Origin of the sequence: Paraburkholderia aromaticivorans (assembly GCF_012689525.1) — a bacterium.
In the GTDB taxonomy this organism is placed as follows: domain Bacteria; phylum Pseudomonadota; class Gammaproteobacteria; order Burkholderiales; family Burkholderiaceae; genus Paraburkholderia; species Paraburkholderia aromaticivorans_A.
This window is the reverse complement of the sequence record NZ_CP051515.1, coordinates 2084377-2097941: the sequence shown is the minus strand read 5'-3', so window position 1 is coordinate 2097941 and position 13565 is coordinate 2084377. Positions and strand designations below refer to the sequence as shown.

The window sequence follows — 13565 nt, the reverse complement described above, 5'->3', positions numbered from 1 at the left end:
CGGCTGCAAGCGCGTCTTCGGGCAGGCCGGTTCGCCGCCAATCTCAACGCGATCAAACGACTTCGGGAAGGCACGCAATGAACACACGTCAACTGGGCCAACAGGGCCCGCGCGTTTCCGCCATCGGCCTCGGTTGCATGGGCATGTCCGATCTGTACGGTCCGGCCGACCGCGACGAAGGCATCGCCACGATTCACGCGGCGCTCGACGCCGGCATCACGCTGCTCGACACAGGTGACTTCTACGGCATGGGCCACAACGAAATGCTGATCCGCGACGCGCTGCAAGGGCGTCAGCGCGAGAACGTGGTGGTCAGCGTGAAATTCGGCGGGATGCGTGATCCGGCCGGCGGCTGGATCGGCTTCGACGCGCGGCCGGCGGCGGTGCGCAATTTCCTCGCGTACACGCTGCGGCGGCTCGGCACCGACTATATCGACATTTACCGTCCCGCGCGACTCGACCCGGCGGTGCCGGTCGAGGAGACCGTCGGCGCCATCGCCGATCTGGTGAAGGAAGGCTACGTGCGCCATATCGGCTTGTCGGAAGTCGGTGCGCACACGCTGCGCCGGGCGCGGGCCGTCGCGCCGATTGCCGATCTGCAGATCGAATACTCGCTGATGTCGCGTGGGATCGAGGCCGAAATCTTGCCGGTGTGCCGTGAACTCGGCATCGGCATCACCGCGTACGGCGTGTTGTCGCGTGGTTTGCTGAGCGGCACGTGGTCGAAAGAGCGTGGCGCGCAGAAGGATTTTCGCAGCGTGAGCCCGCGCTTTCAGGGTGAGAACCTCGAGCGCAATCTGGCGCTGGTCGAAACGTTGCGCACCATCGCCGACGTGCGCGGCACCAATCCGGCGCAACTGGCGATTGCATGGGCGCTGTCACGCGGCGACGACATCGTGCCGCTGGTCGGTGCACGGCGCCGCAGCCAGTTGACGGATGCGCTCGCCGCCACCGGCTTAAAACTGGGCGCCGACGAACTGGCGCGCATCGAAGCTGCGATTCCGCCTGAAGCCGTGGCGGGCTCGCGCTACAACGAGGTGCAGATGGCGCATCTGGACAGCGAACGCAGCGGGCATTGATCGGCTACTCGGCTGTCCGATCGACCGTTACGGAAAACAGGAGAGGTAAACGAATCGCGCGCCTTGGATAACGGATTATCGCAAGGCGCGCGAATTGAAGATGATGAATATCGAGCGACGTATTAAAACGGATTAACGCTCAATTCATCACGTAATTCTGAAACAGAATGCCGACAACCACGCCGAACGGAATGCCGAAGGTCCGGCCGCGAAGCGTGGCGTTGATGTCTTCATCGAGAACGAAGCTGCAGCGGCGCTCGCGCCAGACGGTCTTATAGGCCAACGGTTTGGCGTCGACGATCACGCTGGAAATCAGCGCGGTCACGATAACCTGTTCCAGTGCATGCAGTTTGGCCATAAACGGCGAAAATTCGCCGGCATTGCACAGGAGCACCATGATCACGGCCGCAATCAGGGTGCCGAAGAAAAAACCGCTCATGAATCGGTTTGCTGAACTGAGAGAATCCACTTGAACCTCGGCTTGATGCGCCGCCTTGATCAAGGCGGCGAATCGAAAATATTCTGACGGAAGGGTTTTCCATTCGATAAACCGGCGCCGCCTAGACTGCGGCGCTGGTCGACCTCAATGGGATGCGTAAGAATATTTTTATTGCCGGGTCCAACCTATCGTCCTTTTCCTAATACCCCGTAGGATCAGTCCGAAAAGCACGGAAACTCGCCACGTTCGAACTACCTGCCGAACAGATTCAGCCTGGCGTACTGCAACAGCATGATGGTCTTTCCGTCGACGATTTCGCCGCGCTCGATCATCGCCAGCGCTTCATCCACCGGCAGTTCCAGCACCTCGATATCTTCACCTTCGTCGGCGAGGCCGCCGCCTGTGCCGACTTTTGCCACCGCATCGTATTCGGCGACGAAAAAGTGCAGTTTCTCCGTGACCGACCCCGGACTCATGAAGGCCTCGAAGACCTTGCGGACGTCGTGCACGCGATAGCCGGTTTCTTCCTCGACTTCCGCGCGAATCCGCTCTTCCGGCGACGCGGTCTCCAGCAGCCCGGCCGGCGTCTCGATCAGCATGCCGTGATGGCCGTTGACGAACGCCGGCAGACGGAATTGCCGCGTCAGCACGACCGTGCGCCGGTGCGGTTCGTAGAGCAGCAGCGTCGCGCCGTTGCCGCGGTCGTAGGTTTCGCGGCTCTGGCGCTGCCAACTGCCGTCGGCGCGTTGGTAGTCGAAAGTGGTTTTTTTCAGCACGTACCAGTCGTCTGACAGCACCTCGACGTCGACAATCCTGACCCGTTCGGCGATTTCGTTCATGGCTCGCATCCTGTCCTATAGGAAACGCGGTTCGCTCCGCATGCGAATCATGGTATCGTGCGATATCGTGCAAAAACAAGTAATTTCGTGCAAACTGCTGAAACTCGGTAAGGACCGCCACCGTGCTCACATCGCAAAGAAAGCAGTTGATACTCGACGCGCTCAAACGCAACGGGCAAGTGATCGCCAAAACTTTGAGCGCCGAATTCGAGGTCTCCGAGGACACGATTCGCCGCGATCTGCGCGAACTCGCCGCCGAAGGCCAGCTTCAGCGCGTGCATGGCGGCGCACTGCCGGCGTCGCCGGCGGCGGTGGATTTCGCCGGGCGCGAGCGGATCGAATCGGCGTCGAAGGCGGCGATCGGCCGGGCGGCGGCCGGCATGATCGCGCACGGCCAGATTGCGTTCGTCGACGGCGGCACGACGGCCGTGCAACTGGCGCGCCATCTGCCGCGTGACTTGCGCGCGACGATCGTCACGCACAGCCCGAGCATCGCCGTCGAACTCGCGGAGCACGCCGAGCTCGAGGTCGTCATGATCGGCGGCCGCCTGTTCCGGCATTCGATGGTCAACGTCGGCGCCGCGGCCATCGAAGCGCTCAGCCACATTCGCGCGGACCTGTATTTCATGGGCGTGACCGGCGTGCATCCGCAAGCGGGCCTGAGCACCGGCGATAGGGAAGAGGCCTATGTGAAACGCGCGTTCGCGGAACATGCCGCGGAGACGGTGGTGCTGGCGTCGGCGGAAAAACTCAATGCGGCCTCGGCCTACAAGATCGCGGACGTGACGGCGGCCAGCACGATCGTCGTCGAACGGAATACGGACGAGGCATTGACCGCGCCATTCGAGGCCTTGGGCATCAGCATCGTGCGCGCATAGTTCGACATGCTGATAAAAAAGTATAAAACCCGTCAAAAACCGCTGTAAACCCGCGAATATAGCGCTTCATACCAGATTCGTTATTCGCCAGATAGCGCACAAAATTTGACGCACCCTACGGCGAATCAGCGCGATAATCCCGCCCCTTGCCCTCTGTGGGGCGAGGAAAGGCAACTCACGGTAGTTCAAGGTCAATCAGATCGACTGCGGCACGACCAAAGTGACGGTCGTCGCAGGTCGCCGGTACGCCCGGGCGTTAGATAGCGCCCGCGGCTCGAATACCTCCCTCGTGGTGACAGCCGTCCAGCGCAAGTTCGTCGTGTGCCAGCCCGCGCGCGTGACGGTCCGTGCCCGCGTTTTTCTGACGACGCCAGAAGGAAGTACTCTTATGGGCCGCCTCGATGGAAGCCCCTCGGACGACGCCTTGAAGAAGCCCCGGTTGCCGCCGTATTCACTAAAGGAGAAGTCCATGGGGAAACTCGACCTTTCGCGTCGTAGTTTTCTGAAGGCCAGCGTGTTGGCGGGTGTGTCGGTGTATATCACGCCGATGGGCAGCCGCGCATTCGCTGCGTTGTTCGAAGAAAAAATCCTGACGCCCGTGCAGTGGGATGCGGCCAACGGTCAGGCCAAGTTCCGCATCGACGGGATTGCCAAAGTCACCGGCTCGAAAGTGTTCGCCCGCGACATTCGCGCCGCCGACATGCCGCACTGGCCGCAGCAGCAGTCGCACGCTTTCATTCTGCGCACGACGCAAGCCGACCGCAGCTATGAAGGTTTCGACCTGACGCTGCTCGGCGACGAACTGAAACCGGACCGCGTGATCACCGCCGCCGATCTCGCGCGCGACGGCCTGGTCTTCCCGGCCTTCTATGGCGACGACATGCTGCTGCCGCCGGGCAAGACGCCCGCGTATCTCGGCCAGGCGGTGGCGATCCTGATCTATCACGACTTCGCGCGTTTCCGATTCGCGAAAGACAAGCTCAAGTTCCAGGATCAGATCATCCGTTACGGCGCGCCAACCGGCGCGCTCGAACGCGATCCGTGGGGCACGTTCCGCTTCGTGCGCGTCGGCGGCAAGACGCCGTATGACGATGACGCCTTCTCCAGTCTGAAAGACGCACCCGTTTTCCCGAGCATGATGCGCAAGCATCAGCCGGTGTGGCCGGACGGCGTCGAACACGGCAAGCTCGACGAGCAGGGCATGTTCCACGCCGCGCGGATCCAGCAGGAGCTCGATCAGCCGTCGGCGGACTGGCTGGTGATGGAACGTGAGTACAACACGCAGTCGATCGATACGGCTGCGCTCGAGCCCGACAACGCGAACTGCTGGTACGACGCGGCGACGCAATCGCTGCATATGGTCGTGCCGACCCAGGCGCCGTCCGAGGTCGCCGACAGCGCGGCCGGCATGGTCGCGAAGTGCGCGTTCCCGGTGAAGAACCTGTTCATCCACCCGTGTTACACGGTGGGCTACGGTTCCAAGGATCACTTCAACGTGCCGTTCTATGGCCTCGTTTGCGCGATGTACGCCGACGGCCGTCCCGTGCGCCTTGCCAACGATCGTTACGAGCAGTTCCAGACTTCGTTGAAGCGCCATGCGTTCAAGATGAACTACCGCATCGCCGTCGATAAAAAGAGCGGTCTGCTGCAATCGTTCAAGGCGGAGATGGAAGCGAACGGCGGCGGACGCTGCAACTTCTCGCCGTCGGTGGCGATGGTCGGCGCAACGGCCGCGCAGTCGATCTACTACTTCCCGAAGAACGATCTGTCGGCGGTGGCGATTGCAACGCGCGCAATCGACGCGGGTTCCGCACGCGGCTACGGCACGCTGCAGAGCATGGCCGCGACCGAGATGATGATCGATGAGATCGCCGCGCAGCTTGAACTCGATCCGATCGAGTTCCGCCTGAAAAACGCGCTGCGTTCCGGCATGAAGAACACGCAAGGCGCGGTGCCGGCCGGTGCGATTCGCGTCGACGATGTGTTGAACAAAGCCCGTGTGCATCCGCTGTGGCTGAACCGCGCGAAGCGCAAAACCGAGTTCGAAGCGGCGCATCCGGGCAAGCGTTACGGCGTCGGCTTCGCGTGCGTGCAGAAGGACTTCGGCACCGGCGCGGAAACGTCGTTCGCGAAGGTCGAGTTCAGCGCCGACGGCAAGATCAGCCTGCAACACACGGCCGCCGAAATCGGCACCGGCATGTCGACGTCGCAGGCCGTCGCGGTGGCGAAATGGCTCGGCAAGCCGGCCACCGATGTGCATGTCGCCATCACCGATTGGCCCGATCTGCCGGTCGTCACGAGCGGCGATCCGTACATGATGTCGCAAGCGGAGCAGGACAAGCTCGCGGCGAATCCGCGCTGGTCGCCGGGCTACGCATCGCCGTCGAGCGCGACGAATTCCGCTTACTACTTCACGCACAGCACGCGCGAAGCGGCGCGCGTCGTGTTCACGCATGGTCTGTGGCCCGCGGCGATGTCGATCTGGAGTCAGGGCATCGGCGGCGGCCAGGCCGCGCCGCTGGTGGTGCGTATCGAAGACGCGCGCTGGGTCGACGGCAAGCTCTCCGCCGCGGGCCTCGAAGCGCTGCCGTTCGAACAGCTCGCGAAGAAGGCGCACGAACTCGGACTCGTGACCGGCGCGACCGTGCACGTGTTCAACCGCTGGCAGTGGACCGAAGCGGACTTCGAGATCGACGGCAGCGTCGAGCGTTGGCCGCTCGATGGACTCGCGGTGCGCTACGGCGACAACGTGTCTGCCGACAAGCAGAAGATGCAGACCACGCCGAATCGTTACCGCGTGCTGGATCGTCAGCGCGTGTTCATTCCGCCGGTCCAGCGCAACAACGCGGCCGTGACGTATTACAGCGCGGTCGGCACGCTGGTCGAACTGTCGGTGCATGAAGCGAGCGGCAAGGTCGATCTGCTCGCGCATCACTCGATCATGGAATGCGGTAATCAGATCTCGCCGCAACTTGTGTCGGGCCAGTTGCAAGGCGGTCTGGCGATGGGCATCGGCCACGCGCTGCATGAATATCTGCCGCTCTACGAAGACGGTCCCGGCAACGGCACGTGGAACTTCAATCGTTACCACTTGCCGCGCGCTACGGACGTCGCCGTCTGGACCCAGACCGGCGAAGTGCTGCCGCCGCTGACGGAGACCGATCCGCCGAAGGGCATCGCTGAAGTGGTGATGATTCCGGTGGTCGGCGCTATTGTGAACGGGATCGCGCACGCGATCGGACATCGCTTTACCGACCTGCCAGTCACCCCGCAACGTATTCAGGAGGTGCTCGCATGACGGCCCTAAATCAAACTCAGGCTAACGGCGCGAGTGGCGCGGTGAGCACTGCTGCTGCAAGCGGCGCATCCGCTGCTTTCGGCGCGGCTCCGGCTAGCGGCGTCGCCGCGGCTTCGACAACCGTCGCCGCTAGCACGCCTGCTGCCGCCGTGGTCGAGCGTCCGCTAACGCATTTTCGTTCGATGCCGCTGTCGATCAAGGTGAACGGCGAGATCGTCGGCCCGACCGATGTGCCCGCCGGGCTGATGATGATCGATTACCTGCACGAGTACCTGCACCTGACCGGCTCGCGCCTCGGCTGCGGCCAGGGCATCTGCCACGCGTGCGTGGTGATCGTCGACAAACCGGACGGCACCAGCGAAGAAGTGCGCACCTGCATCACCGGCGCGAATTTTTTCCACGGCAAATCCATTCGCACGATCGAAGGCCACGCGAAGCACAACGAAGCGGGCGAGGTCGTCGAACTGTCGCCGATCCAGCAGAAGTTTCTCGAGCATTTCAGTTTTCAGTGCGGCTACTGCACGCCGGGCTTCGTCAATGCGGCGACCGTGTTGATCGAACGCCTGAAGCGTCAGCCGGTTGCCAAAGACAAGGTCGAGGCAACCATTACCGAAGCGTTGAACGATCACATCTGCCGTTGTACGGGCTACGTGCGCTATTACGAAGCCGTGAAGGAAGTCGTGCTGACGACGCCGGGCCTCGTAAAGGACGCCGCATGATGAGCCGACCGATCACCTTGCGCCGCGCGCTGTTGCTGCTCGGCACCGCGCTCGCGCTGAGCGCGTGCGGCAAGCACGACGACTCCGGCGCGCTGGCCGCGGCTGCCGCATTGGGACCGCAATCCACCGCCGCCGATCCGCTCGCACGCGGCCGCTACCTCGTCAAGGCCGCCGATTGCGCCGCCTGCCACACCACGGCCGACGGCGCGCGGTTCGCCGGCGGTGTGAAGCTGGCTTCGCCGTTCGGCACCTTCTACGGCACCAACATCACGCCGGATAAGGACCACGGTATCGGCAACTGGAGCGCGGACGATCTGTACAAAGCGCTGCACGACGGCGTCACGCCGGACAAGCGGCTCTATCCGGCGATGCCGTATACGTCGTACCGTCAGTTGTCGCGCGCGGACAGCGATGCGATCTACGCGTACCTGATGGCGCAGAAGCCGGCGGCGGTGGCGAACCACGAGCCCGAGCTGTCGTTCCCGTTCAACCTGCGTTTCGGCGTGCGCTTCTGGAACTGGGTGTTCCTGAAGGACGCGTTGCCGGATGCGTCGGCCGGGACCTCGTCCGGGGCGTCCGCGGAGTGGAATCGCGGCCGCTATCTGGCGAGCGCGCTCGGCCATTGCGCCGAGTGTCATACGCCGCGCGGTACGTTCGGCCAACTCGACGGCGCGAAGCCGCTGACCGGCGCGGCACTCGGCCGGATCGCGGCGCCGGATATCACGCCGCACGGTCTCGCGGCGCGTGGCTGGAACGCGGCCGATCTGCAGAGCTTCTTCGCCACCGGCATCGCGCCGCAGGGCTCGGCTTTCGGCGAGATGTATCCCGTGGTGCATCTGAGCAGCCAGTACCTGACGCACGACGACTTGCGCGCCATGTCGACCTATCTGCTCGGCGATCGGGCGCCCGCGCCGCAACCGCTGCAGTCCGTTTCCGCGGATGCCGCTCAGCTCGAAGCGGGGCGCAACGTGTATCTCGCCGTGTGCGCGGGATGTCATGGTCTGAACGGCGAAGGCAAGCCGCATGTCGCCGTGCCGATGCATGGCAATTCGACGCTGCGTCAAAGCGATGCCCACAATCTGATCGTGGCGATGCTCGACGGTATCGGCGCACAGGATTTTCCGGGCCTCGAGCGGATGCAGGAGATGCCGGGCTTCGCCACCCAACTTAGCGATGCGGAACTCGCGCAGCTCACCAACTATCTGCGTGCGACGTGGGGCGGCCAGCCGGCTGACGTGACGGCGGATGCGGTGAAAGCGCTGCGTTGAACTGTTGCTGTACTTCTGGCGTTTGTATCAGGCGCTGGGTGCAGGCATTTAAAGAAACCGACGCTCTTTGGTTAAGGGCGTCGGTTTTTTATTGTGCGGTGGTCATACGCAGGCAGTCTGGACAAAAACCGTCAAGGCCACGCACGTCAATTCCGCGCTTCGACCAACGCCTTCAGCTTGCGCAAATCCCGTTCGACCCATTGCGCGTCGGCGGCAAATTTCCCGTCCGTCATGCCGGGCACGCGAAACAGCGTGAATTGCACATCGCAGCCGCTGCCGTTCGCGATCACCCGCAGCGGTATATAGATCTCGCGTGGTCCCATGCAAGGCGGCCCCATGCAAGATGGTTGCTGTGAACGGCGCGCAATGAACTCGCGCGCCTTGGTCCGCTCAAATGGTATCGCGCCGCTGCCGGCTTGCGGCGCGCCTTACGTTTCGCCGTAGGCAAGACAGATTCCTTTCACGGAGACTTCATGAGTAATCGCGCGACGCAGATCCTTCCTCATCATAGTTACGTTCATTCACTGGGCGCGCCGCTGGCCTGCGTGCAAGGCACGATCAGCAAGGTGTTCGCCAGCCCGGAAAATCACAACGGCGCCAATCATCAGCACTTCATCATCAAGATCGACACGGTGGTGAAGTTCGAAGGCGGTACGGAAAATCTCGTGGGCACCGAGGTCTTCGTCGCCGTTCGTTTCGGCGACAACGAGGGCCTCGCGCACGAGATCCCCAACTTGCAGGCAGGGCAACCGATCGAAGCCCAAGGCGAATACATCCCCGACGCCAGCGCCTATCCCACCGAAGACAATCGCAATCCCGTTCTGCCGGTGCTGCACTTCACGCATCATCCGGTCGGTTACGTGAAATACCAGGGGCAGTACTACAGCTAGCCGCATCCCAGCGAGCCGGACGGACGCCGTTCCGTCCGAGCGCCGACACGACTCTTACTCCACGCCTACGGCCGCCGACGCTGGCGATTCAAGTTTCCATGCCACTCTGCCGTTAATGCAAACGTTATCGTGCGCTTGCCGAGGCGTCGCCGTAGGTGCGTTTTGCATGACTGGCAAACGCGCACCCGATCCGCCAGCGGCGCATGAAACGCGGTCCGGTAAAGACCGGATTTGCGGCGGCCACGCGGATGCCTGACGGGCACGCGCCGCCGCCGTACACGTTGTATGCGCAACGATGTCGCAATACCCTGCGTAAGGTTTGTATCAAAGTATGTGAGTTGACGCGTTTTTTATAAAACGCACTTTACAATTCCGCTTGAATTTTAATCAGCAATCTGGCCCTTTTCGCGGAAGATCGGCTGTTTTGGCGGACGGCATGTGCGCGTCCCGGGTATCCGGCAGCTTGTGAAGGCGAGGGGTTGGGTTGGTCGGCAGGGCATGGGTGAATGCCGCACGAGGCGGCTTTGCCGTGTCGCAGGGGAAAGCAGCGCGCCGTCCGGGCGCGCGCGTCGCATGCGATAAGGCGGCATCCGGCTCGTCAATGAACGAGGCAGGAGTCGAACAAGATGGGAAAGCGCTTCGACAGAACAATGATGGCCAGTCTGGCCGGCGTATGGGTCGCGCTGGCGGTCAGCGGTTGTGCGAATGTGGGGCAGCAGGGCGCGCAGACAGGCGCGGCAGCGGGGGCAGGAACTGCGTCCGGAGTGCCGGCGGCGAGCGCGCCGGCATCCGATGCGACGGCGGTTGCGCCAGCCGGCATCACCGCCGACCAGAGCGAACTGCTCAAGAAATCGCCGCCGCTCGTGTATCGCGTCAAACGTGGCGACACCCTGGCGCGCATCGCGCAGCATCATCACTGCAGCGTGAAGCAGTTGCAGGCCTGGAATGGATTGAAGGCGTCCTCGCGCTTGAAGTTGGGACAGGTCTTGCACGTCGCGTCGCCGGAAACGGTGCGGGCGGTGAACGCGGCCATTGCGGCAGCGAAAGCCGCGGCGGCGTCCGCGCCGGCGGCTTCGGTCGCGGCGCGGCAGGCGGCGCCGGCCTCCGCATCGGGTGCGGCGCAGTCACCGTCGCAATCCGCGCTGTCCGTGCAGTCGCCGGCGCTCAGCGCCGCTGAAGCACGCGAAGTGGCGCACCAAACCGCGCGGCACGCGAACGGCGTAGCGCTGGCCTGGCCCGCGGGCGGGCGCGTGGTCGAAGGATTCCAGCCGGGCGAAACACGCGGCATCGAAATCGGCGGCAAGCCGGGCGATCCGGTGCGGGCCGCGGCCGACGGCAAGGTGATGTACGCCGGCACGGGTCTGAACAGCTATGGCAGTCTGATCATCGTCCAGCACAACAAGGACTTTCTGACCGCCTACTCGCACAACCGCAAGCTGCTGGTCAGAACCGGCGATATCGTCGTGCAGGGACAGCAGATTGCCGAGATGGGCGACGAAAACAACTCGCGCGTTTCCGTGGGCTTTGAGTTGCGCCGCGACGGCAAACCGATCGACCCCATGCCGTACCTGCCGCAAGGACGCGGCTAGGCACGCGGCTTCAATCGAGCCACAGCAGCGCCGCGGCGACGATCGCTTCCGGCGCGTCTTCCTGCATCAGATGGCCGGCTTTCGGCACCGCCTGAAAGCGCGCTTCGGGTATGGCCGCGGCCAGCTGACGGCCGCGCGCCAGTGGAATCCACTGGTCCTCTTCACCCCACAGGATCTGCACCGGACAGCGTAACTGCGGATAGCGCGCTTCGACCTCGTCGGTGTAGCGCTGATCCATTTGCGCGATCTGCCGGTAGAACGCGGCCTGGCCGGTTGCGCCTAGCCATGGCGTCACATAAGGCGCGAGTTCGTCGTCCGGAATTTCGCGCGCGATCGCGCCGCGCACATACGCCTTCACCACCGCCTCATGAATGTACGGAGGCAGTCCGGCGAAGGCGTCACCGTGTTCGCGCACATGCCGCACGAACGGCGAACCCCACGGCGCCACCGCCACCGGATCGATCAGCGTGAGGCTTCGATAGTCGCAGCCATCGATCAGATGCGCGCGCAATGAAGTCGCGCCGCCGAAATCGTGCGCGATGACATCCGGGCTTGTCAGTTGCCAATGCGCGAGCAATTCCGCGAGCAAACCATTCTGCACGCCGAGCGAGACATCCTGGCCGTCGCGCTGTTCGGATTGCCCGTAGCCGAGCAGGTCGTAGTAATAGACCGTGCGTGTCTGGGCGAGATGCGGGGCAATGCGGTGCCACACATACGAAGAAAACGGCGTGCCGTGAACCAGCACCAGCGGCGGACCATTGCCGGTCACGTTGAAGCGCACGGCTTGATCGCGGAAGGTATAGCTTTCGGACAGCGGCCAGTTTTGCATAGCGATGAGCGTCGCAAGAAGGTCTGCCTACCTTAGCAAAGCTTCGTGAAGCATGCTGACCGGCTTTTCGTAGCTCCCGCTGACCATCTCCCGCAGAAGCTCACCTTTGTTTTATTCAGCAAAGCCAGGCAAATTCAGCCATGACTCGATCGCGCACTCGTTTCAAGCGCAAACGAGCGGGGCAGGCAACACGCACTCTTACGAAACGCGCATAAATTGGCCTGAAATAAGGCCTCGTTGTGTTGGCCGTGGTCGAAAAGCCTGGTAATCGGCCGATGACGCACGCATGCTGTCATCGACCAGACAAGTCGCGGTCGGTCGGAAAGCGCGTTTTCAATGGTGAGGAAATTCGGGAGCCGAGGCGGCATGAACGCTGCGCGCCGCACTCGCGACGGCAAATCGCAATCAACGCGCAATCAACGCGCGGCCCGAACTCGCACCGTGCGAGCACACGAAGCCGCGCGCAACCGGCTACTTCGATTCAATCCCGCGCAACAGCTGCGACACCTGGCCATGCTGATGCAGGATGGCCGGATCGGCCTGCAACAGCGGCAGATAGCGCGGCAGAAAAGCATTGTTCGGCTGGTCGGGCGAGAAGAGTCCCGTCACCGCTTCGGCCGCGGCGGTCCGATCGGCGGCTTCGGCTTCCTTATCGTCGAGAATTTCGTCGACGTTCGCAATGATCGTCGAGAGCGGTGTGAGCCAGCGGAACCCCGATCCGTTGATGAGCACCTGCAGGAAAGCCGCCGGCGTGACCGGGCCGAATTCCTTTTCGTACACGGCACGCTCGTGATCGAGAACGGCTTTGTGCAGCGCCAACAGCGGTCGGCGAATGTCCGAGAGGAATTGAGTGCATTGCGAGTCGTTCATGTGTGCTGCTCCTTCGGATAGTCAGTCAGACCGGATCCATGCTAACAAAATCGCCCGGCATTGATTCAACAAGATTCGCTGATCGTATAAAGGCCGACCGTTCGGGCCGATGCGCGGATCGTCTCCCGTCGATTAAAAACACCTTTCAGATACGCAATCAGCATCCGCGAAATTCTTCCGGTCGGCCACCGGTGTGCAGCCGCAAGGCGAACTTTTTAATGCGCGTCTACAATTCGCCGGTCAGTATCGGCGCGTTCGCGCCCGTGCATTTACCGCCGTTTTCAACGACCGGAAAAACGCTATGCGTATTAGTCCGGTGTGTCGAATAAACGCGGCGAGTCTTTACGTTTTGGTTCGACGTCTCTGTCTAAACAGCCTGATAAACAATAAGCCCCACTCGGAGCCGCTCAATGACAACGCTGAATATCAATGGCCAGACGCATACGGTCGACGCGCCGCCCGACATGCCGCTTCTGTGGGTCTTGCGCGATATCGTCGGTCTGACCGGCACGAAGTTCGGTTGCGGCATCGCGCAATGCGGCGCGTGCACCGTGCACATCGACGGCGTGGCGGTGCGCTCGTGCGTGTTGCCGGCAGCGGCTGTCGGCGATAAAAAGATCACCACGATCGAAGCGGTGGGCAGCACGCCGGCCGGTCAGAAGGTGCAGCAGGCCTGGCGTCAACTGGACGTGGTGCAATGCGGCTACTGTCAGTCGGGGCAGGTCATGTCGGCCGCGTCGCTGCTGGCAAGCAACCCCAATCCTACCGATGCGGACATCGACGCCGCCATGGCCGGCAATATCTGCCGCTGTGGAACCTACAACCGCATCCGCGCGGCGATCAAGCAAGCCGCAAAGGGGGCATGAC

Annotated in this window: 12 protein-coding genes and 1 pseudogene; 8 read left to right on the top strand and 5 right to left on the bottom strand. The window is 62.8% G+C overall.

Annotated elements, in window-relative coordinates:
* The first annotated feature begins 77 nt into the window (after nucleotides 1-77).
* Nucleotides 78-1079 (top strand): aldo/keto reductase, encoded by a 1002-nt coding sequence (locus tag HF916_RS21215; RefSeq protein WP_168790787.1) that lies wholly within the window; start codon nucleotides 78-80, stop codon nucleotides 1077-1079.
* Nucleotides 1080-1218: 139 nt separating this feature from the next.
* Here the strand turns inward: HF916_RS21215 and HF916_RS21210 are convergent, their stop codons facing one another.
* Together HF916_RS21210 and HF916_RS21205 are read right to left on the bottom strand one after the other, a co-directional pair.
* Nucleotides 1219-1548: a hypothetical protein gene (locus tag HF916_RS21210; RefSeq protein WP_168792098.1), complete on the bottom strand. Its 330-nt coding sequence runs from the start codon at nucleotides 1546-1548 to the stop codon at nucleotides 1219-1221.
* Between the two features lie 221 nt (nucleotides 1549-1769).
* The gene (locus HF916_RS21205) at nucleotides 1770-2357 is read right to left on the bottom strand and encodes an NUDIX domain-containing protein (RefSeq protein WP_168790786.1); all 588 of its coding nucleotides are present in this window, start codon (nucleotides 2355-2357) and stop codon (nucleotides 1770-1772) included.
* A 122-nt stretch (nucleotides 2358-2479) separates the two neighbouring features.
* Here HF916_RS21205 and HF916_RS21200 point away from each other — a divergent pair, with 122 nt between their 5' ends.
* From HF916_RS21200 to HF916_RS21185, 4 genes are all read left to right on the top strand, one after another.
* Nucleotides 2480-3235, top strand: coding sequence for a DeoR/GlpR family DNA-binding transcription regulator (locus HF916_RS21200; protein WP_168790785.1), 756 nt, complete (start codon nucleotides 2480-2482; stop codon nucleotides 3233-3235).
* A 469-nt stretch (nucleotides 3236-3704) separates the two neighbouring features.
* The gene (locus HF916_RS21195; protein WP_168790784.1) at nucleotides 3705-6533 is read left to right on the top strand and encodes a xanthine dehydrogenase family protein molybdopterin-binding subunit; all 2829 of its coding nucleotides are present in this window, start codon (nucleotides 3705-3707) and stop codon (nucleotides 6531-6533) included.
* Nucleotides 6530-7252 carry a (2Fe-2S)-binding protein gene (locus HF916_RS21190; protein ID WP_168790783.1) on the top strand — a complete coding sequence of 241 codons (723 nt, stop codon included), beginning with the start codon at nucleotides 6530-6532 and terminating at the stop codon, nucleotides 7250-7252. The genes HF916_RS21195 and HF916_RS21190 overlap by 4 nt, the downstream gene beginning before the upstream one ends.
* Nucleotides 7249-8520 (top strand): cytochrome c, encoded by a 1272-nt coding sequence (locus HF916_RS21185; RefSeq protein WP_168790782.1) that lies wholly within the window; start codon nucleotides 7249-7251, stop codon nucleotides 8518-8520. Before HF916_RS21190 ends, HF916_RS21185 begins: the two co-directional genes overlap by 4 nt.
* A gap of 146 nt (nucleotides 8521-8666) precedes the next feature.
* On the opposite strand, the pseudogene HF916_RS21180 reads toward HF916_RS21185, so the two are convergent.
* A pseudogene (locus tag HF916_RS21180) lies at nucleotides 8667-8828 on the bottom strand (SRPBCC family protein); the annotation flags it as partial.
* A gap of 165 nt (nucleotides 8829-8993) precedes the next feature.
* Between HF916_RS21180 and HF916_RS21175 the strand changes: the two are divergent.
* Both HF916_RS21175 and HF916_RS21170 read left to right on the top strand, forming a co-directional pair.
* On the top strand, nucleotides 8994-9410 hold the full coding sequence (locus HF916_RS21175; protein WP_168790781.1) for a hypothetical protein: 417 nt from the start codon (nucleotides 8994-8996) through the stop codon (nucleotides 9408-9410).
* A gap of 626 nt (nucleotides 9411-10036) precedes the next feature.
* Nucleotides 10037-10999, top strand: coding sequence for a peptidoglycan DD-metalloendopeptidase family protein (locus HF916_RS21170; protein WP_168790780.1), 963 nt, complete (start codon nucleotides 10037-10039; stop codon nucleotides 10997-10999).
* A gap of 10 nt (nucleotides 11000-11009) precedes the next feature.
* Here the strand turns inward: HF916_RS21170 and HF916_RS21165 are convergent, their stop codons facing one another.
* Together HF916_RS21165 and HF916_RS21160 are read right to left on the bottom strand one after the other, a co-directional pair.
* Complete coding sequence (locus tag HF916_RS21165) at nucleotides 11010-11828, bottom strand: alpha/beta fold hydrolase (protein WP_168790779.1); 819 nt, start codon at nucleotides 11826-11828, stop codon at nucleotides 11010-11012.
* Between the two features lie 471 nt (nucleotides 11829-12299).
* Nucleotides 12300-12698, bottom strand: coding sequence for a hypothetical protein (locus HF916_RS21160; RefSeq protein ID WP_168790778.1), 399 nt, complete (start codon nucleotides 12696-12698; stop codon nucleotides 12300-12302).
* Nucleotides 12699-13108: 410 nt separating this feature from the next.
* Here HF916_RS21160 and HF916_RS21155 point away from each other — a divergent pair, with 410 nt between their 5' ends.
* A complete protein-coding gene (locus HF916_RS21155; protein WP_168790777.1) occupies nucleotides 13109-13564 on the top strand; it encodes a (2Fe-2S)-binding protein in 456 nt (151 codons plus the stop codon).
* The last annotated feature ends 1 nt before the right edge of the window (nucleotide 13565 follow it).